This window comes from Nissabacter sp. SGAir0207 (assembly GCF_005491205.1).
In the GTDB taxonomy this organism is placed as follows: Bacteria; Pseudomonadota; Gammaproteobacteria; order Enterobacterales; family Enterobacteriaceae; genus Chimaeribacter.
On the sequence record NZ_CP028035.1, the window covers coordinates 1998517 to 2016126 of the forward strand.

Annotated in this window: 14 protein-coding genes; 8 read left to right on the forward strand and 6 right to left on the reverse strand. The window is 63.9% G+C overall.

Translation table 11 applies throughout. The features are described from left to right. Positions 1 to 23: 23 nt before the first annotated feature. The 3 genes from bioD to C1N62_RS08630 all read right to left on the reverse strand — a co-directional run bounded on the left by bioD (position 24) and on the right by C1N62_RS08630 (position 3060). Positions 24 to 659: an ATP-dependent dethiobiotin synthetase BioD gene (gene bioD, locus C1N62_RS08620; protein WP_137763244.1), complete on the reverse strand. Its 636-nt coding sequence runs from the start codon at positions 657 to 659 to the stop codon at positions 24 to 26. 143 nt (positions 660 to 802) lie between these two features. Continuing rightward, positions 803 to 2020, reverse strand: a complete 1218-nt coding sequence (locus C1N62_RS08625; RefSeq protein ID WP_137763245.1) for an ROK family transcriptional regulator — start codon at positions 2018 to 2020, stop codon at positions 803 to 805. A 128-nt stretch (positions 2021 to 2148) separates the two neighbouring features. Then, on the reverse strand, positions 2149 to 3060 hold the full coding sequence (locus tag C1N62_RS08630; RefSeq protein WP_137764961.1) for a LysR substrate-binding domain-containing protein: 912 nt from the start codon (positions 3058 to 3060) through the stop codon (positions 2149 to 2151). 191 nt (positions 3061 to 3251) lie between these two features. Between C1N62_RS08630 and C1N62_RS08635 the strand changes: the two genes are divergently transcribed. Next, complete coding sequence (locus tag C1N62_RS08635; protein WP_240775772.1) at positions 3252 to 4496, forward strand: MFS transporter; 1245 nt, start codon at positions 3252 to 3254, stop codon at positions 4494 to 4496. Positions 4497 to 4631: 135 nt separating this feature from the next. Next, positions 4632 to 5570, forward strand: a complete 939-nt coding sequence (tus, locus tag C1N62_RS08640; protein ID WP_137763247.1) for a DNA replication terminus site-binding protein — start codon at positions 4632 to 4634, stop codon at positions 5568 to 5570. A gap of 57 nt (positions 5571 to 5627) precedes the next feature. Here tus and fumC read toward each other — a convergent pair whose 3' ends face one another. Continuing rightward, positions 5628 to 7025 (reverse strand): class II fumarate hydratase, encoded by a 1398-nt coding sequence (gene fumC, locus C1N62_RS08645; RefSeq protein ID WP_137763248.1) that lies wholly within the window; start codon positions 7023 to 7025, stop codon positions 5628 to 5630. Between the two features lie 238 nt (positions 7026 to 7263). Between fumC and manA the strand changes: the two genes are divergently transcribed. Further along, positions 7264 to 8442, forward strand: a complete 1179-nt coding sequence (manA, locus tag C1N62_RS08650) for a mannose-6-phosphate isomerase (protein WP_137763249.1) — start codon at positions 7264 to 7266, stop codon at positions 8440 to 8442. 144 nt (positions 8443 to 8586) lie between these two features. Continuing rightward, positions 8587 to 10143: a YdgA family protein gene (locus C1N62_RS08655; protein WP_137763250.1), complete on the forward strand. Its 1557-nt coding sequence runs from the start codon at positions 8587 to 8589 to the stop codon at positions 10141 to 10143. 96 nt (positions 10144 to 10239) lie between these two features. Here C1N62_RS08655 and malI read toward each other — a convergent pair whose 3' ends face one another. Continuing rightward, complete coding sequence (gene malI / locus C1N62_RS08660; protein ID WP_137763251.1) at positions 10240 to 11262, reverse strand: Mal regulon transcriptional regulator MalI; 1023 nt, start codon at positions 11260 to 11262, stop codon at positions 10240 to 10242. Between the two features lie 161 nt (positions 11263 to 11423). Between malI and malX the strand changes: the two genes are divergently transcribed. From malX to C1N62_RS08680, 4 genes are all read left to right on the forward strand, one after another. Then, the gene (malX, locus tag C1N62_RS08665; RefSeq protein WP_137763252.1) at positions 11424 to 13034 is read left to right on the forward strand and encodes a maltose/glucose-specific PTS transporter subunit IIBC; all 1611 of its coding nucleotides are present in this window, start codon (positions 11424 to 11426) and stop codon (positions 13032 to 13034) included. Positions 13035 to 13045: 11 nt separating this feature from the next. Continuing rightward, a complete protein-coding gene (locus C1N62_RS08670; RefSeq protein WP_137763253.1) occupies positions 13046 to 14227 on the forward strand; it encodes a MalY/PatB family protein in 1182 nt (393 codons plus the stop codon). A 148-nt stretch (positions 14228 to 14375) separates the two neighbouring features. Beyond that, positions 14376 to 15377, forward strand: coding sequence for an adenosine deaminase (gene add / locus C1N62_RS08675; RefSeq protein ID WP_137763254.1), 1002 nt, complete (start codon positions 14376 to 14378; stop codon positions 15375 to 15377). Between the two features lie 111 nt (positions 15378 to 15488). Then, a complete protein-coding gene (locus tag C1N62_RS08680) occupies positions 15489 to 16598 on the forward strand; it encodes an endonuclease/exonuclease/phosphatase family protein (protein WP_137763255.1) in 1110 nt (369 codons plus the stop codon). A 2-nt stretch (positions 16599 to 16600) separates the two neighbouring features. On the opposite strand, the gene C1N62_RS08685 is transcribed toward C1N62_RS08680, so the two are convergent. Then, positions 16601 to 17605, reverse strand: coding sequence for a bile acid:sodium symporter family protein (locus C1N62_RS08685; protein WP_137763256.1), 1005 nt, complete (start codon positions 17603 to 17605; stop codon positions 16601 to 16603). Positions 17606 to 17610 lie beyond the last annotated feature (5 nt).

Below are 17610 nucleotides of genomic sequence, written 5' to 3' on the forward strand. Positions count from 1 at the left end.
CGAAGGGTATGCCAAAATGGCGATCAGCGTGGCACGGCGAGCCGGCTGAGGTCGAGCAGATGGCCCAGCTCGCGGCGCTCCGCGTGCGGCAGGTAGGGAATTTCGCCCAGCAGCGGCGCGTCGATGTTGCGGCTCAGCAGGTGGATGGTTTCGGCATAGTGCGCCAGACAGGGGTTGATGCGGTTCGCCACCCAGCCCACCAGCGGCAGGCCATCCCGCACGATCGCCTCGGCGGTCAGCAGCGCGTGGCTGATGCAGCCCTGCTTGATGCCCACCACCAGCACTACCGGCAACTGTTGCGCCCGCACCCAATCCGCGTAGCAGCGCGTCTCGTCCAGCATCAGCCGCCAGCCGCCGCACCCCTCCACCACCACGCTGTCGGCCAGCGCCTCCCGCGCGGCCAGCCCGGCGCTGAAGCGCTCAAACAGCGCCGGTTCTGGCGGGTGGGCGTAGATCTCCTCGCCATCCAGCACCAGCAGCGGCTGCGCCTCCTCCGGTTGCGCGGTGCTGGCGGCCAGGCCACGCGCGGCGGCACTCAGCGCCAGCGGCGTGTAGCTCACCGCACGCTGCCCTTGCGCCGTCAGCGCCTGAACCAGCGCACGTGAAACAATGGTTTTGCCGACATCCCTGTCGGTGCCGGTGACAAAAAGTGCTGTCATGAGTTCTCGCTCCCTTGAGCAGTAAAGCGGCACAGGCCGCGCTATCGAGCCAGTCTAGGGGGCGGCGGTGGGGAGACCTTGAGATAGCTCAAGGTTTTGTTTGGTGAGTATCCATAACTGAGACAAATATGATCCGGGTGGGGTCAGCCCTGCAACAGCTTGACCAGCAGCGAGCCGTTGTAGAGCGCATCCTTGATCAGCGCCGCGCCCGGCATGGTGCCCTGATTCTGGAATCGGGTCGCCTCCAGCGCCAGCGGCGCGCTGTAGGCTGGCAGGGATTGCTGGCGGATGCAGCCCATGATCGCCGGGTGCAGGATGGCCGCGGCGCGGTTCAGCGGCGAGCCAATCAGGATTTTGTCCGGGTTGAACAGGTTGACCATGATCGCCAGAATGCGGCCGACGCTGTTGCCGACGTCAAGAATCACGTCGCGCGCCAGCTGGTCGCCCGCCATCGCCGCGTCGCACAGCGACTCCACCGTCAGCGGCATGGCGTGCAGCTGCGAACTCATCGAGACACTCAGCCGCTGGCGCGCCAGCTCCAGCATGTTCTCAATGCTCGCCACCGTCTCCAGACAGCCGTGGTTGCCGCAGTAGCAGCGCTTGCCGTAGGGATCGACCTGCACATGCCCAATCTCCGCCACGCTGCGGCTGCCGCTATGTAGCACCCGCCCGCCGGTGATCACGCCCGCGCCGACGTTATGGTCAATCACCAACTGAATCACATTCTGCGAGCCGCGCGAGGCACCATACAGCGCCTCGGCCATCGTCCAGGCGCCGATGTCATGCTGCAAATAGACCGGCACCCCGGTGCGCTGCGCCAGCGCCGGGCCGAGCGGCAGCTCCATCTCCGAGTAGAACGGCATACGGTGGATTACCCCGGCCGGGGCGTCGATGATGCCCGGTGTGGTGATGGCGATGGCGGTCAGGCGCTCCAGCCGCGGCTGGTGGCGGATAAAGAAGTGATCGATGGCGCACAGCAGGCGCTCCAGCAGCGGCAAATCGCCGGTGGCTGGCAGGGAGACCTGCTCCTCCACCACCAGTCGACTGCTCAGGTCGCGCAGCGCCAGCGTCAGGTGGCCGGGGCCAATGCGCCCGGACAGGAAGTGCCACGCCTCGGTGTCCAACATCAGCCCTACCGCGGGCCGCCCGCGGCTACCCGGCTCCTGGAACTCCGTCTCCTGTACCAGATGGGCCTCCAGCAGCTCGCGGACGATTTTGGTGATGCTGGCTGGCGCGAGTTGCGCCCGTTTGGAGAGTTCAATGCGTGAAATGGGGCCAAACTGGTCTATCAGCCGGTATACCGTGCCTGCATTGGTCTGCTTAATCTGATCGATATGCCCGGGTAGCCCGTCGACAATCACTTACTTGCTCCTGCAATTTTTCGCGCCTCGAAATAAATCATATTCGACATGCCGGGCGTTTGGGAACAAGACGGCAACCATTTGATTGTTTATGTGATTCGCCGCACAGATTCCCGGCGCGAAAGCCTCTATTTGGCCAGCAGCCCGCGATCTTCCAGCAGCAGATCCAGCAGCGCTTGGGCGGGTGCGGTCAACGGTCGGCGCGCGTGGCTCACCAGCCACACTTGGGTGGCGAAGCGCGGGTCAGCCAGCGGGATATAGCGTACGCCGCTGATCTTCAGGCGCATGAAGGAGGCTGGCAGGATGGAGACGCCCAGCCCCGAGGAGACCAGCCCGATGATAGTCATCGCCTCGCCCACCTCCTGGGTGATGAAGGGGCGAATGCCCGCCTCCGCCAGCAGGTCAAGGATCTCATCATAGAGCGCGGTGCCGACCAGCCGCGAGAAGAAGACAAACGGCTGATCCGCCAGCGCCTGCACATCCAGCGCCGCCGGTTCGCCAGCCGCCAGCGGGTGATCCTCTGGCAGTACCGCCACCAGCGGTTCGCGCAGCATCAACTGGTAGTGCAGCGCCTCCGGCAGCACGGTGTTGCGCATCACGCCGAGATCGAGTTTTCCCTCCAACAGCGGGCCAATCTGCTGCTTGGTGTTCAGCTCCTCCATCTGGATATGCACATGGGGGTGCATCTGGCGGAAGCGGCGCAGGCTGCGCGAAATGCTGCCGATAAAGGGCGAAGAGGAGGTGAACCCGATGGTCAGCTCCCCCACCTCCCCCCGGTGGATGCGCGCCGCCTTCTCCGCCGCGTCATTGACCTGCGCCAGAATCTGGTAGGCATCACGCAAAAATTGCTCGCCAGCCTGTGTCAGGCTGACGCTGCGGTTCGTCCGGGAGAGCAATGTGGCACCAATTTGCTGCTCCAGCGTCTGGATTTGCAGGCTCAGCGGCGGCTGTGAGATGCGTAGCCGCTCCGCCGCCCGGCCAAAGTGCAACTCTTCTGCCACCGCGATGAAGTAACGCAAATGGCGCAGTTCAATGTTCATCATATTTTTAAAGTATCAATTGCAATCATTAATATATTAGACAGAAAAATGTGACCTGCCTATGATTTTGTTACACCTGTATGACTCCCCCAACATAAGGATTACCCGTGACCAGCCCCCAACGCTCTGCGAATGACCACCGTGCGAGCGATGCAGCCAATGACAGTGACGCTGCGCATCAACAACCCTCACTGCCGACCTCATCCCGTGCCCTGAAACTCGCCTCGCCGCGCCCAACGACGCCCTTTATCAAGCGTGGGACGCCGCAATTCATCCGCGTGACGCTGGCGCTGTTCTCAGCCGGGCTGGCGACCTTCGCCCTGCTCTACTGCGTCCAGCCGATTTTGCCGCTGCTCTCCCATGACTTTGGCATCTCGCCAGCCAGCAGCAGTCTGTCGCTGTCGGCCTCGACCGGGCTGCTGGCGATCGGGCTGATGTTTACTGGCCCGCTCTCAGACGCGGTGGGCCGCAAGCCGGTGATGGTGGTGGCGCTGTTGCTGGCGGCGGTCTGTACGCTGATCTGCGCGGTGATGACCAGCTGGGACGGCATCCTGCTGATGCGCGCGCTGGTGGGGCTGGCCCTGAGCGGCGTGGCGGCGGTGGCGATGACCTACCTGAGCGAGGAGATCCACCCGAGCGTGGTGGCCTTCTCGATGGGGCTGTATATCAGCGGTAACTCCATCGGCGGCATGAGTGGCCGTCTGGTGACGGGCGTGCTCTCTGACTTCTTCTCCTGGCGAGTGGCGATTGGCGTGGTCGGTCTGTTCGCCCTCGGCGCGGCGCTGATGTTCTGGCGCATCCTGCCGCCGTCGAAGCACTTCCGCCCTGCCTCGATGCGCCCGCGCAACCTGCTGATCAACATCCGCCTGCATTTCCGCGATGCTGGCCTGCCGCTGCTGTTCGTCGAGGGCTTTGTCATCATGGGCAGCTTCGTCACGCTGTTTAACTACATCGGCTACCGCCTGCTGGCGCAGCCCTACCACCTGAGTCAGGCGATTGTCGGCATCCTGTCGATCGTCTACCTGATGGGCACCTACAGTTCGCCGAAGGCGGGTCTGCTCTCCACCCGCTATGGCCGCGGGCCGGTGCTGCTCGGCGCGATTGGCATGATGCTGGTGGGCATCCTGCTGACCGCCTTTAACCCGGTGCCGGTGATTCTGGCTGGCATGGTGCTGGTGGCGGGCGGTTTCTTTGCCGCCCACTCGGTCGCCAGCGCCTGGATTGGCCGCCGCGCGCGCCGCGCTAAGGGACAGGCCTCCTCACTTTACCTGTTCTGCTACTACGCAGGCTCCAGCGTGGCCGGCACCTTTGGCGGCGTCTTCTGGCACAACTTTGGCTGGCTGGGCGTGGTCGGCTACATCAGCCTGATGCTGCTGGTGGGTCTGGCCGTCGGCTGGCGGCTCAAGAGCCTGCCAGAGAAGCGTCTGCCAGCCTGATCCCTTCCCTCCGCGCGCCGGGCCTATTGCGCCCGGTGCGCATTTTTTCCTGCTGACGCACAAAACACAGAATTTCAGGTAGCCAGCCTGTTTCTTATGCGCTATAAAGTATGTTGTAACTATTAGGAGGGGTGAATGAGTAACTACGAGCTTATAGAACGCATGAATGAATGCTTTTACGAACTTGAACTGGCGCTGGATGACCTCACCCATCTCTTGGGCAAGCTGGAGCGGCTGGATGCGCGGGTGTTTGTGCTGCCGGAGATAGAGAAAGGCAAGGAGAATGATCCGCTCGACCAGATTGCCGTCACCCCACTGGCGGGCGACGTCGCCCACCAGCGCGCGCTGCAACACTTCCGCCGGCTGTTTATCCAGGACAACGCCGGACACATCAGCAGCAAATCGGCGGTGCGTCTGCCGGGGGTGCTCTGTTACGCCGTCTCACCGGATGAGCGTCAGGCGGCACAGTTGCTGATTGAGGAGGTGAACAAACTGAAGGCGGAGCTGGAGCATATCGTCACCGTGGAGTCCGGGCTGGAGCGCGAGCAGCGCTTTGAGTTTGTCCACACCCACCTGCGCGGCCTGATCACCCTCAACGCCTACCGCTCTGTGACCTACCTGCTTAACCCCGGCTCGGTGCGCTTTGGCTGGGCGAACAAGCAGATCATCAAGAACGTGACGCGTGAGGAGATTGTTGATCAGCTGAACCGCAGCCTGAAGGCCGGGCGCGCCGTTGCCCCCTACACGCGTGAGCAGTGGGCCGAGAATGTGACGCGCGAGATCAATGACATCATGCGCCTGCCGGAGAAGGCGGCGCTGAAGATCCGTCGGCCGGTGAAGGTGCAGCCGATCGCCCGCGCCTGGTATCCGGCGGAGCAGAAGCAGGTGCAGCACCCCTGCCCGATGCCGCTGATCACCCTGTGCGAGCGGGTCGGCAAGCAGGTGAAGACGCCGAAGCTGGGCGAGCTGCCGGACTATGACGTCAACGCCATCAAGCACAAGTACCGCCCGGCGGCGCAGCCGCTGCATCTGGTGATCCCGCGCCTGCACCTCTATACCGACCATCGCGTCTAAGCGGCAGGGATAAAAAAAGCCAGCGCATGCGCTGGCTTTTTGCTGCCGGGAGCGGGCTTAGCGTTTCATGCTGCCGACCATCTCTTCCGGGCGCACCCACTCATCGAACTGCGCTTCGGTGAGGTAGCCCAGCTTCAGCGCCGACGCCTTCAGGGTCAGCCCCTCTTTGTGCGCCTGCTTGGCAATCTCGGCCGCTTTGTCGTAGCCGATGTGGGTGTTGAGCGCCGTCACCAGCATCAGCGACTCATTCAGCAGCTGGCTGATGCGGTCGCGGTTCGGCTCGATGCCCACCGCACAGTGCTCGTTGAAGCCCTCCATGCCATCCGCCAGCAGGCGGATGGATTGCAGGAAGTTGTGGATCACCATCGGACGGAAGACGTTCAGCTCGAAGTTGCCGGACGCGCCGCCAATGTTGACCGCCACGTCGTTGCCCATCACCTGCGCGCAGAGCATGGTCATCGCTTCGCACTGGGTCGGGTTGACCTTGCCCGGCATGATGGAGCTACCCGGCTCGTTCTCTGGGATGGAGATCTCACCGATGCCGCAGCGTGGGCCGGAGGCCAGCCAGCGCACGTCGTTGGCGATCTTCATCAGCGAGGCCGCCAGACCTTTCAGCGCGCCGTGGCCATGCACCAGCGCGTCACAGGTCGCCAGCGCCTCGAATTTGTTCGGCGCGGTGACGAACGGCTGGCCGGTCAGCTCGGCGATGGCCTTGGCCACGCGCTCGGCGTACTCCGGGTGGGTGTTCAGGCCAGTGCCGACGGCGGTGCCGCCCAGCGCCAGTTCGCACAGGTGCGGGATCGCCGCCTCAATGTGCTTCTGGCTGTAGGCCAGCATCGTCACCCAGCCAGAGATCTCCTGACCCAGCGTCAGCGGGGTGGCATCTTGCAGGTGGGTACGGCCAATCTTGACGATGTCTTTGAACGCCTCGGCCTTCTGCGCCAGGGTGTTTTGCAGGGTTTCCAGCTGCGGCAGCAGGTGTTCGCGCAGCGCAACCACGGCCGCCACGTGCATGGCCGTCGGGAAGACGTCATTGGAGCTTTGGCTCTTGTTGACGTCATCGTTTGGGTGCACCAGACGGCTGTTGCCGCGCTCGCCGCCCAGCAGCTCACTGGCGCGGTTGGCCAGCACTTCGTTCATGTTCATGTTGGTCTGGGTGCCGGAACCGGTCTGCCAGACAGAGAGCGGGAATGCCTGACCATGTTTACCGGCCAGCACTTCGTCAGCGGCTTGCAGGATCGCATTGCCGCGTTCTGCGGGCAGCAGGCCCAAATCCATGTTTACCGTGGCGGCGGCGCGCTTGGTTTGCGCCAAAGCGTTGATCAGCGCGGTGGGCATTTTCTCCGTGGAAATGCGGAAATGCTCTAATGAACGCTGGGTTTGTGCGCCCCACAGTTGTTCCGCAGGAACTTCAATCGGCCCCATTGAGTCTTTTTCAATGCGAGTGGCTGCCATTACTTTCTCCTTAAGATGCATAGCACAGATAGTGAGTGTGCCGCCGGGCGCACCCAGGCTGCCCTCGGCACAACACCCTATATTGACACAGAAAAGCGCACGATAATGAGATACAGCCTCATTTATTAGACTTTCCTTATTGATAATCACCCGTTCCCATTGTTAACTAACCAAAATTTTGCTGAGTGCCGGGATCTCCCCGGCCCCTTTCTATATTTTTCATGAGCAGGATAGCCACATGCAAAAGATGCACAATGCGGTTCAGAACTATGCCTGGGGCAGCCCCGACGCGCTGACCCGCCTGTATGGTATTGCTAATCCGCAGGGCAAGCCGATGGCCGAGCTGTGGATGGGCGCGCACCCCAAAAGCAGTTCCGAGATTGTTGATGAGCAGGGGCAACGCCGCGCGCTGCGCGAGGTGATTGACGCTGACCCGGCCCACTGGCTCGGCCAGGCGGTGGCGGATCGCTTCGGCGAGCTGCCGTTCCTGTTCAAGGTGCTGTGCGCTGACCAGCCGCTCTCCATCCAGGTGCATCCGAGCAAGGCCGCCGCCGAGGTGGGCTACGCGAAGGAGAATGAGGCTGGCATCCCGTTGGACGCCGCCGAGCGCAACTACAAGGACGCCAACCACAAGCCGGAGCTGGTGTTCGCCCTGACCCCGTTCCAGGCGCTGAACGGCTTCCGCGCGCTGAATGACATCATCTCCCTGCTGCAACCGGTGGCCGGTGCGCACCCGGACATCGCCGCCTTCCTGCAACAGCCGGACGCCGATCACCTGGCGGCCCTCTTCACCGGCCTGCTGAGTATGCAGGGCGAAGCCAAATCACGCGCGCTGGCGGTGCTGAAGGCAGCGCTCAACAGCCAACAGGGCGAGACCTGGGACGCCATCCGCAGCATCGCTGGCGTCTACCCGGATGACAGCGGCCTCTTCTCGCCGCTGCTGCTGAACGTCATCACCCTGCAACCGGGCGAAGGGATGTTCCTCTACGCTGAGACGCCGCACGCCTACCTGAATGGCGTGGCGCTGGAGGTGATGGCCAACTCGGACAACGTGCTGCGCGCCGGGCTGACGCCAAAATATATCGACATCCCAGAGCTGATGGCCAACCTGAAGTTTGAGCCGAAGCCTGCCGACACGCTGTTGACCCAGCCGCACCGCCACGGCCACGAGCTGAACTTCCCGATCCCGGTGGAGGATTTCGCCTTCTCCCTGCACGATCTCTCGGCCGAGCCGCAGGCGCTGGCGCAGCAGAGCGCGGCCATCCTGTTCTGCGTGGAGGGCGAGGCGGTGCTGGAGAAGGAGGGGAACCAGGTGGTGCTGAAGCCGGGCGAGTCCTGCTTCATTGGGGCCTTTGAGTCGCCGGTGCAGGCCAGCGGCGTGGGCCGGATCGCGCGGGTATTCAACCAGTTGTCTTGATCCCGCTCCCCCGCCCCGGCCCATTCTTTGCTAAACTCTGCCGCGGGCCAGCCAAAAAAACGCCTTCGGGCGTTTTTTTATGCGCCGGCGCCGTGGGAAAACAGACAGCGGCCATGCCCAAGGCCGCGTAAAGGATGAGAAGCTATGAAAAAATCGTTAATTGCCGTCAGCGTCATCGTGGTGCTGGGCGCAGCATGGACCGGCGCTTCCTGGTACACCGGGAAGCAACTCGAAAGCCATCTGGACGAGATGGTGGCGCAGGCCAACAGCCAGATTAAATCCCAGTTCCCACAGGCCGGCGTGCGGCTGGTGCACCAGGATTTCCAGCGCCATCTCTTTAGCAGCAACGCCAAACTGGTGTTGCAGGCCGATCCGGCTGCCCAGGGTGAGAAGGCGCTCGGCCCCGGCGAGGAGGTGGTGTTCAATGAGACCATCGACCACGGCCCCTTCCCGCTGGCGCAGCTGAAAAAGTTCAACCTGATCCCCAGCATGGCCTCGGTGCACAGTGAGCTGGCGAACACCGCCGCCGTGCAGGGCCTGTTCACCATGACCAAGGGCGCGACCCCGGCCAGCGCCGAAACGCGCATCGCCTACAACGGCGACACCCAGACCGCCCTCGCGCTGGCCCCGATTGACTACCAGAACAACGCCAGCCGCCTGGAGTTCTCCGGTGCCACCCTTGACGCCGACATCGCCCGTGACTTCGCCACCGCCAAATTTGACGCCCGCAGCGACAGCGTCGCCCTCACCTCACGTAACCAGTTCGGCCAGCTGGAGAAGATGACCTTCAGCGGCGTCACGGCCAGCAGCGACACCCATAAGGGCGCGTTGCAGGTGGCGATCGGCGACCAGCAACTGGTGGCGAAACAGGTGGTAGTCAACGTGGAGGGCAAAGATGCCGCCGCGCTGGAGAACTTCCGCCTTAACAGCCACTTCGGCGAGCAGGGCAACACCCTGAATGGCCGACTGGACTACAGCCTGGACGCGCTGAAGGTACAGGGCGCTGACCTCGGCGCGGGCAAGCTGACCGTCACGCTGGACAAGCTGGACGCCGCGGCGCTGAAGCAGTTCTCTGAGCAGTACAACCAGCAGACCATGCAGCTGATGCAGCAGGGCGACCAGCTCGACCCGGCCGCCTATCAGGCGCAGGCCGCCGCCATCCTTGGCCAGAACCTGCCGATCCTGCTGAAGGGCAGTCCGAGCATCACCATCAACCCGCTGAGCTGGAAGAACAGCGCTGGCGAGAGCACCTTCACCCTGAACCTGAACTTCAACGAACCCCCGGCGGGCCAGCCAGCGGCGCAGACTCAGGATCAGCTGATTGCCCAACTGGTGCGTAACCTCGATGCCACCCTGACCATCCCGATGCCGATGGCAACCGAGCTGGCGACCCAGATTGGCAAGATGCAGGGTTACAGCGAGGCGGACGCCAAGAAACTGGCGGCGCAGCAGGTGCAGGGGCTGGCGGCGATGGGCCAGATGTTCAAGCTAACCAACGTGCAGGACAACACCATCAGCACCCGCTTCCACTTCGCCAACAACCAGGTGGATTTGAACGGCCAGACCATGAGCTTGCAACAGTTCGCCGGCCTGTTTGGCATCTTTGGCGCCCCGGTTGACGCCCCGGCCCCGACGCAGGTGCCCGGCGTCTCGCCGCTGGCCCCGCTGCCCGGCATGGCACCGGTCACCCCGGCGCAGTAATAGAGAGTAATAGAAAGGCCATCCTCAGGGATGGCCTTTTTCTTTGCCGAATCCATCAACGGCCAGCTTGGCTTTTTCTAAGGCTTCCCTTACCGCTCACCCTTCCCGCACCGTCAGTTGTGGGGCGACCACCCATTGGCGGAGGGTGGTGTCGCCGTCGATTTTTTGCAGCAGGCGGTTGGCGGCGCTGCGGCCCACTTCGCGCGCCTCGGCGGAGACCAGCGTGAGCGGCAGTTCTGCCAGCATGGCATCGCTGGCTTCGCCAAAGCCCACCAGCGTGATGCGCGGGCTGTAGAGTCCCTCCAGCGCCTGACCGCCGAGCGCGCGGCCCGTGCTGATCACGCCGAAGTAGGCCCCCAGCGCCACCGCCGCGTCGTGGCAGACCAGCGCGGTGATCTGTGGGTGGCGGCGCAACAACGCCTCGGTTTTGGCGGCGATGCCCTGTCGGCCATCAGACTCAATCACCCACTCTGGGTGGAATGGCAAGCCATACTGCAACAGCGTGGCGCAGAAGCCGCCGAGCCGCTCGGCGCGGGTCAGCGAGTGGCCCGCACCGCCCAGATAGGCGATCTGCTTGTGGCCACCATCCACCAGATGGCGGGTGGCGAGCCGCGCGGCCTGCTGGTTGTCCGGCCGCACCAAGTCCATCCCCTCCAGCGCCGCACCGCGGGCCGCGCACACCAACGGCACGCCCGCCGTCTCCGCCCGCTGGCGCACCTCCAGCCCGTGCAACAGGTTGCCAGCCAGCACCAGCCCCTCAACGCCCTGACGCAGCAGGCTCTCCGCCGCCCGCAGCGTGCCGTGGCCCTGCGCGCCGCCCTGTGCCAGCAGCAGCGTGCGCCCCTCCGCCTCCAGCGTCTCGCCCAGCCCCGCCGTGACCTCCGCGTAAAAGGGCGCACAGAGGTCACGCACAATCAGCCCAACCGTGCCGGAGCGCCCGCCGCGCAGCGTCGCCGCCTGCCGGTTCGGCAGGTAGCCCAGCGTCTGAATCGCCGCCTGCACCCGCGCCGCCGTCTCCGCTGAGATGCGTCCCTTGCCGCTCAACACCATCGACACCGTGGTAATGGAGACCCCGGCCTGGCTGGCGACATCATGAATGGTTGTCTTCTTCTCCGCCATCTCTCCGCCCCGTTGACCTTCCTTGATGAATGCGGCCCTCATACTCTGTGATCGGCCCCTCATACCACAATGATAAAACGTTTTATCTTACTTTACCTGCTTTATCAGGCGTTTTTTCACAATTTTATCGCGTTTTTACAACATTTTCGCAAGGAGCGTGTATGTCTCTCTCTGCCCGGCCCCGCCTTACGCTGTGGGAATTTTTCCAAAGCCTCGGCAAAACCTTTATGTTGCCGGTCGCCCTGCTGTCGTTCTGCGGCATTATGCTCGGCATCGGCAGTTCACTTAGCAGCCGGGACGTGATTGCCCTGCTGCCAGCGCTCGGCCACCCGCTCTGCCAGATGCTGTTCGCCTGGATGAGCAAGATTGGCTCGGTGGCTTTCAGTTTCCTGCCGGTGATGTTCGCCATCGCCATCCCGCTCGGCATGGCGCGGGAGAACAAGGGGGTCGCCGCCTTCTCCGGCTTTGTCGGCTTTACGGTGCTGAACCTGGCGGCCAACGTCTGCCTGACGGCGCGTGGCATCCTGCCCGCCAGTGACCCGCTGCTGTTGAAGGCCAACAATATCCAGATGATTCTGGGGGTGCAGTCGATCGATACCGGCATCCTTGGCGCGGTGCTGGTGGGGATAGTGGTCACGCTGCTGCATGAGCGCTTCCACACCATCCGCCTGCCCGATGCGCTGGCCTTCTTTGGCGGCGCGCGCTTCGTGCCCATCATCACCACGCTGGTGCTGGGCGTGCTCGGGCTGGCGGTGCCGCTGGTCTGGCCGTGGTTTGCCGCTGGCATCAACGGGCTGGGCCGGTTGATCAGCGGCGCGGGCATCTTTGGCCCGATGCTGTTCGGCAGCGGCGAGCGCCTGCTGCTCCCCTTCGGTCTGCACCACATTTTGGTGGCGCTGATCCGCTTTACCGAGGCGGGCGGCACGCTGGAGGTGTGCGGGCAGGATGTCAGCGGCGCGCTCACCATCTTCCAGGCGCAGCTCTCCTGCCCAGAGACCCACGGCTTCGCGGAGAGCGCCACCCGCTTCCTGTCGCAGGGCAAGATGCCGGCCTTCCTCGGCGGCCTGCCCGGCGCGGCGCTGGCCATGTACCACTGTGCCCGGCCAGAGAACCGTGCACGGGTGAAGGGGCTGCTGATCTCAGGCGTGGTGGCCTGCGTGGTGGGTGGCACCACCGAGCCGATCGAGTTCCTGTTCCTGTTCGTCGCCCCGCTGCTCTACCTTGCCCATGCGCTGCTCACCGGCCTTGGCTTTACGCTGATGGCGCTGCTGGGCGTCACCATCGGCAACACCGATGGCAATATCATCGACTTCGTGGTGTTCGGCATCCTGCATGGCACCGCCACCCGCTGGTACTGGGTGCCGGTGGCCGCTGCCGCATGGTTTGCCCTCTACTATGTGCTGTTCCGCGTCGCCATTTTGCGCTTTGACATCCACACCCCCGGCCGCGAAACCGAGCCAGTGGCTGGCACTTTCGCCACCAGCAATGCCCCTACCGGCCGCTCTGGCTATGACGTCCCGGCCATTCTGGCGGCGCTGGGCGGGGCAGAGAACATCCTGTCACTCGATAACTGCATCACCCGCCTGCGGCTGACCGTGCAGGAGATGGCGCGGGTGGATGACGCAGCGCTCAAACGCCTGCGTGCGCTGGGCGTGGTGCACCTCAACGCCCATACGTTGCAGGTGGTGATTGGCCCACAGGTGCAGTCGGTAAAAGATGAACTGGCGGCGCTGATGGCCGTTGAGCGCCCACTACAGAACGTGACAGCGTAACAGGAGCCATGATGTTTGATTTCTCCACGCCGGTTGACCGGCACAATACCTGGTGCACCCAGTGGGACTACGTGGCCGATCGCTTCGGCCATGCGGATCTGCTGCCCTTCACCATCTCAGACATGGATTTCGTCACCGCGCCCTGTGTGCTGGCGGCGCTCCACCAGCGGCTGGCGCACGGCGTGCTGGGCTACAGCCGCTGGCAGCACGACGACTTTTTGGGCGCGGTGCAGGGCTGGTTCCAGTCGCGCTTTGGCACCGCGATTGAGTCCAAAAGCGTGGTGTATGGGCCGTCGGTGATTTATATGGTTTCGGCGCTGATCCAGCTCTGGTCAGCGCCCGGCGACGCGGTAGTGATCCATACGCCCGCCTATGACGCCTTCTACAAAGCGATTGAGGGCAACCAGCGGCAGGTGCTGGCCTGCCCACTGACGCGTGACAACGTCACCTGGCGCTGCGATATGGCGGCGCTGGAGCGCCTGTTGGCGCGGCCCGAGTGCAAAATCCTGCTGCTGTGCAGCCCGCACAACCCCACCGGCAAGGTGTGGCAGGAGGAGGAGTTGCGCATCATGGCCGGGCTTTGCGCGCGCCACGGCGTCCGGGTGATCAGCGATGAGATCCATATGGATATGGTGTGGCAGGGGCAACACCGTCCGTGGGCGGCCATCGCCCCGCCGGAGAGTGACTGGGCACTGCTGACCTCCGCCTCCAAATCCTTCAACATCCCGGCACTGACCGGCGCTTATGGCCTGATCAGTGACAGCGTCACGCGCGGTCACTATCTGCAACAGTTGAAGGGGCGCGATGGCCTCTCCTCCCCGGCGGTGCTGGCGTTAACGGCGCACATCGCCGCTTACCAGAAAGGCGCGCCCTGGCTGGATGCGCTGCGCAACTATCTGGCGGAGAACCTGCGCTGGACGGCACAGGCGCTCAACCACGCCTTCCCAACGCTCGGGTGGCAGCCGCCGGAGGCGACCTATCTGGCGTGGATTGACCTGCGGCCGTTGGCGATAGATGACGAGGCGTTGCAGCGGCAACTGATTGAGCATGAGCGGGTGGCGATCATGCCCGGCACCACCTATGGCGCGGAGGGGCGCGGGTTTGTGCGGCTCAATGCCGGTTGCCCGCGCGGCAAACTGGAGCAAGGGGTCAACGCGCTGATCCACGCCTTGCGCACCTTGCAGGCGCAGTAAGCGGTAAAAATCCCACCGCCGCCAGTACAGGTGGCGGTGGATTGCGCAAACAGCCCACCATTCGCCCTCTTTTTGCTGCAACGCATGGTAATTTTCATCTGTTTATTTTTATACTGTTATGCACTTTATTCTTAGAAGAGTGCACATCATGATTGATCCCCGCCTTCCCCTGACTGACATCCACCGCCATCTTGACGGTAACATCCGTGCGCAAACCATTCTCGAGCTGGGTCGCCAGTTCAACCACCCGCTGCCAGCCAATGAGCTGGAGGCGCTGCGCCCGCATGTGCAGGTGACGAAAAATGAGCCGGATCTGGTGAGCTTCCTGCAAAAGCTGGATCTGGGCGTGGCGGTGCTGGGGTCGCTGGAGGCCTGCCGCCGTATCGCCTATGAGAACGTCGAGGATGCCCGCCAGGCCGGGATCGACTACGCCGAGCTGCGCTTCTCGCCGGGCTACATGGCGATGACCCACCAATTGCCGGTGGCTGGCGTGGTGGAGGCGGTGATTGACGGCGTGCGCGCTGGCATCCGCGATTTCGGCACCGAGGTGCGCCTGATTGGCATCATGAGCCGCACCTTTGGCGAAGAGGCCTGCCTGCGTGAGCTGGAGGGGCTGCTGGCGCACCGCGATGGCATCACCGCGCTGGATCTGGCTGGCGATGAGCTGGGCTTCCCCGGCAGCCTGTTCCTCAGCCACTTCAACCGCGCGCGTGACGCCGGGATGCGCATCACCGTGCACGCTGGCGAAGCCGCTGGCCCGGAGAGCATCTGGCAGGCGATCCGCGAGCTGGGTGCCGAGCGCATCGGCCACGGCGTGAAGGCGGTGGAAGACCGGGCGCTGCTCGATTTTCTGGCCGAGCAGCAGATCGGCATTGAGTCCTGCCTCACCTCCAACATCCAGACCAGCACCGTCTCCTCGCTGGCCGCGCACCCGCTGGCGACCTTCCTGCGCCACGGCGTGCTCGCCTCAATCAACACCGATGACCCGGCCGTGCAGGGCATTGAGCTGCCGCACGAGTACCAGGTTGCCGCACCGCAAGCTGGCCTGACGCCCGAGGAGATCCGCCAGGCCCAGCAGAATGGCCTGACGATGGCATTCCTCAGCGAGCAGGAGAAGCAGGCGCTGCGCGACAAGGCCGCCGCCCGCTGATGTGTTGCAGGCCGGCGTCGCCCGGCCTGCCCCTCCCCACCCTTTTCTGATTTTCCCCCCTTCCGCCGCTCCACTGGCTACGCTGTTAACAGCGCAACACAGGAGAGAGCCATGCGTATTGCATCCTACAATGTGGAAAACCTGTTTGACCGGGCAGCGGTGATGGATCAGGCCAGCTGGAGCAGCGGTCGGCCGGTGCTGGAGAAGTTCGCGGCACTGAACGCCCTGCTGGGGGAAGTGACCTACACCGACGCGATGAAAAAGAAGATGGCGGCCCTGCTCGTCGATCTGGGGCTGGAGAAGTCAGACACCGGCCCGTTTGTCATTCTGCGGCGCAACCGCGGCAGCCTGCTGACGCGGCCCCGCGCTGGCGGCATCACCATCACGGCCGAGGGCCGGGCCGACTGGGTTGGCTCGCTGGAGCTGATTGAGGAGCCGGTGAACGAAATCGCCATGCGCCTCACCGCCAAAGTGATGATTGACCTGAAGGCTGACGTGCTGGCGGTGATTGAGGCGGAGAGCCGGCCATCGCTGGCGGCCTTCAACCAAGAGATTATCCGCGCGCTGGGCGGCGAGCCGTTCCGCCATGTGATGGTGATTGATGGCAATGACACGCGCGGCATCGACGTCGGGCTGATGACCGGCCCCGAACTGCCGATTGGCGAGATGCGCAGCCACGTCGATGACCGGCAGGACGAGGCGCTGATCTTCTCGCGTGACTGCCCGGAGTACAGCATCGCCCTCGCCTCCGGCGAGACGCTGTGGGTGATGGTCAACCACCTGAAGAGCAAGGGCTACGGCAGCAAGAGCAGCTCCGACGCCCGCCGCCGGTTGCAGGCGCAGCGGGTGCGGGAGATCTACCAGCAGCGGGTGCAGGAGGGGCATCGGTTCATCGCCATCGCCGGGGATTTCAATGACACGCCGGAGAGTGACGCCCTCGCGCCGCTGTTGCAGGAGAGCGACCTGCGTGACGCCTTCACCCACCCGCGCTTTGATCAGGGCGGCTATCCCGGCACCTGGGGCAACTGCGCGGCCAGCAACAAGTTGGATTACATCCTGCTGTCGCCCGCGCTCTGGGACAAGGTGCAGGCGGGCGGCGTGATTCGCAAGGGGATGTGGCCGGGCGTGCGCCCGGTGAAGTGGGAGGCCTACCCGGAGATGACAGCGCCGGAACATGCCGGTTCAGACCATGCGGCGCTGTGGGTAGACCTGGATATCTAGTCTCAGCGCGCCGGGCGCTCGACCGCCTTGGCCTCCGCCGCGGCGGTGCGCCGGGCGTAGCGCGCCGCCAGCACCGCACAGACCATCAGCTGGATCTGGTGGAAGATCATCAGCGGCAGCACCATCGCGCCGACCGCGGCGGTCGGGAACAGCACGTTGGCCATCGGGATGCCATTCGCCAGACTCTTTTTCGAGCCGCAGAACACAATGGTTATCTCATCGGCGGTGTTGAAGCCGAGCCAGCGCGCGGCGAGGGTGTTGACCACCAGCACCACCGCCAGCAGCACCAGCGACATCACCACAATCGCCAGAATTGACCAGCCATCAATCTGGTGCCAGATCCCCTCCACCACCGCGGCGCTGAAGGCGGTGTAGACCACCAGCAGGATCGAGGAGCGGTCGGTGATGTTCACCAGCTTCTTGTGGCGCTGTACCCAGCCGCCAATCAGCGGGCGCGACAGGTGGCCAATGATAAAGGGCACCATCAGTTGCAGGATGATTGAGCCGATGGCGTGCAGGATGTCAGTGCTGCCGCCCTGCGTATGCATCAGCGCGCCCACCAGCAACGGCGACAGGAACACGCCAAGGATGCTGGAAGCCGAGGCACTGCAAATCGCCGCCGCCACGTTGCCGCCAGCCACCGAGGTGAAGGCGATGGCCGACTGCACGGTGGCTGGCAGCGCGCAGAGGTAGAGGAAGCCGAGGTAGACGGTGGGCGTCAAAATCCCCGGCGACAGCAGGTTCATCGCCAGCCCCAGCAGCGGGAACAGCACAAAGGTGCTCAGGAACACCACCACGTGCAGCCGCCAGTGGCCCATGCCCGCGATGATCGCCTCGCGTGACAGCTTCGCGCCATGCATAAAGAACAGCAACGCGATGGCGGCGGTGGTCAGGTACTCAAAGCCGGTTTTGACCCGGCCCTCACAGGGGAACAGCGAGGCGACGATCACCACCGCCACCAGAATCAGCAAAAAGGGGTCTATCCGCAAACGTTGCAACCACGACATGACAC

Bases quoted from the DNA above. Each gene is read 5' to 3' on its own strand.
- malI (WP_137763251.1), bottom strand. From the start codon at position 11,262: ATGGCGGAGAAGAAGACAACCATTCATGATGTCGCCAGCCAGGCCGGG.
- fumC (WP_137763248.1), bottom strand. From the start codon at position 7,025: ATGGCAGCCACTCGCATTGAAAAAGACTCAATGGGGCCGATTGAAGTT.
- C1N62_RS08680 (WP_137763255.1), top strand. From the start codon at position 15,489: ATGCGTATTGCATCCTACAATGTGGAAAACCTGTTTGACCGGGCAGCG.
- manA (WP_137763249.1), top strand. From the start codon at position 7,264: ATGCAAAAGATGCACAATGCGGTTCAGAACTATGCCTGGGGCAGCCCC.
- malX (WP_137763252.1), top strand. From the start codon at position 11,424: ATGTCTCTCTCTGCCCGGCCCCGCCTTACGCTGTGGGAATTTTTCCAA.
- tus (WP_137763247.1), top strand. From the start codon at position 4,632: ATGAGTAACTACGAGCTTATAGAACGCATGAATGAATGCTTTTACGAA.
- C1N62_RS08655 (WP_137763250.1), top strand. From the start codon at position 8,587: ATGAAAAAATCGTTAATTGCCGTCAGCGTCATCGTGGTGCTGGGCGCA.
- bioD (WP_137763244.1), bottom strand. From the start codon at position 659: ATGACAGCACTTTTTGTCACCGGCACCGACAGGGATGTCGGCAAAACC.
- C1N62_RS08630 (WP_137764961.1), bottom strand. From the start codon at position 3,060: ATGAACATTGAACTGCGCCATTTGCGTTACTTCATCGCGGTGGCAGAA.
- C1N62_RS08670 (WP_137763253.1), top strand. From the start codon at position 13,046: ATGTTTGATTTCTCCACGCCGGTTGACCGGCACAATACCTGGTGCACC.
- C1N62_RS08685 (WP_137763256.1), bottom strand. From the start codon at position 17,605: ATGTCGTGGTTGCAACGTTTGCGGATAGACCCCTTTTTGCTGATTCTG.
- add (WP_137763254.1), top strand. From the start codon at position 14,376: ATGATTGATCCCCGCCTTCCCCTGACTGACATCCACCGCCATCTTGAC.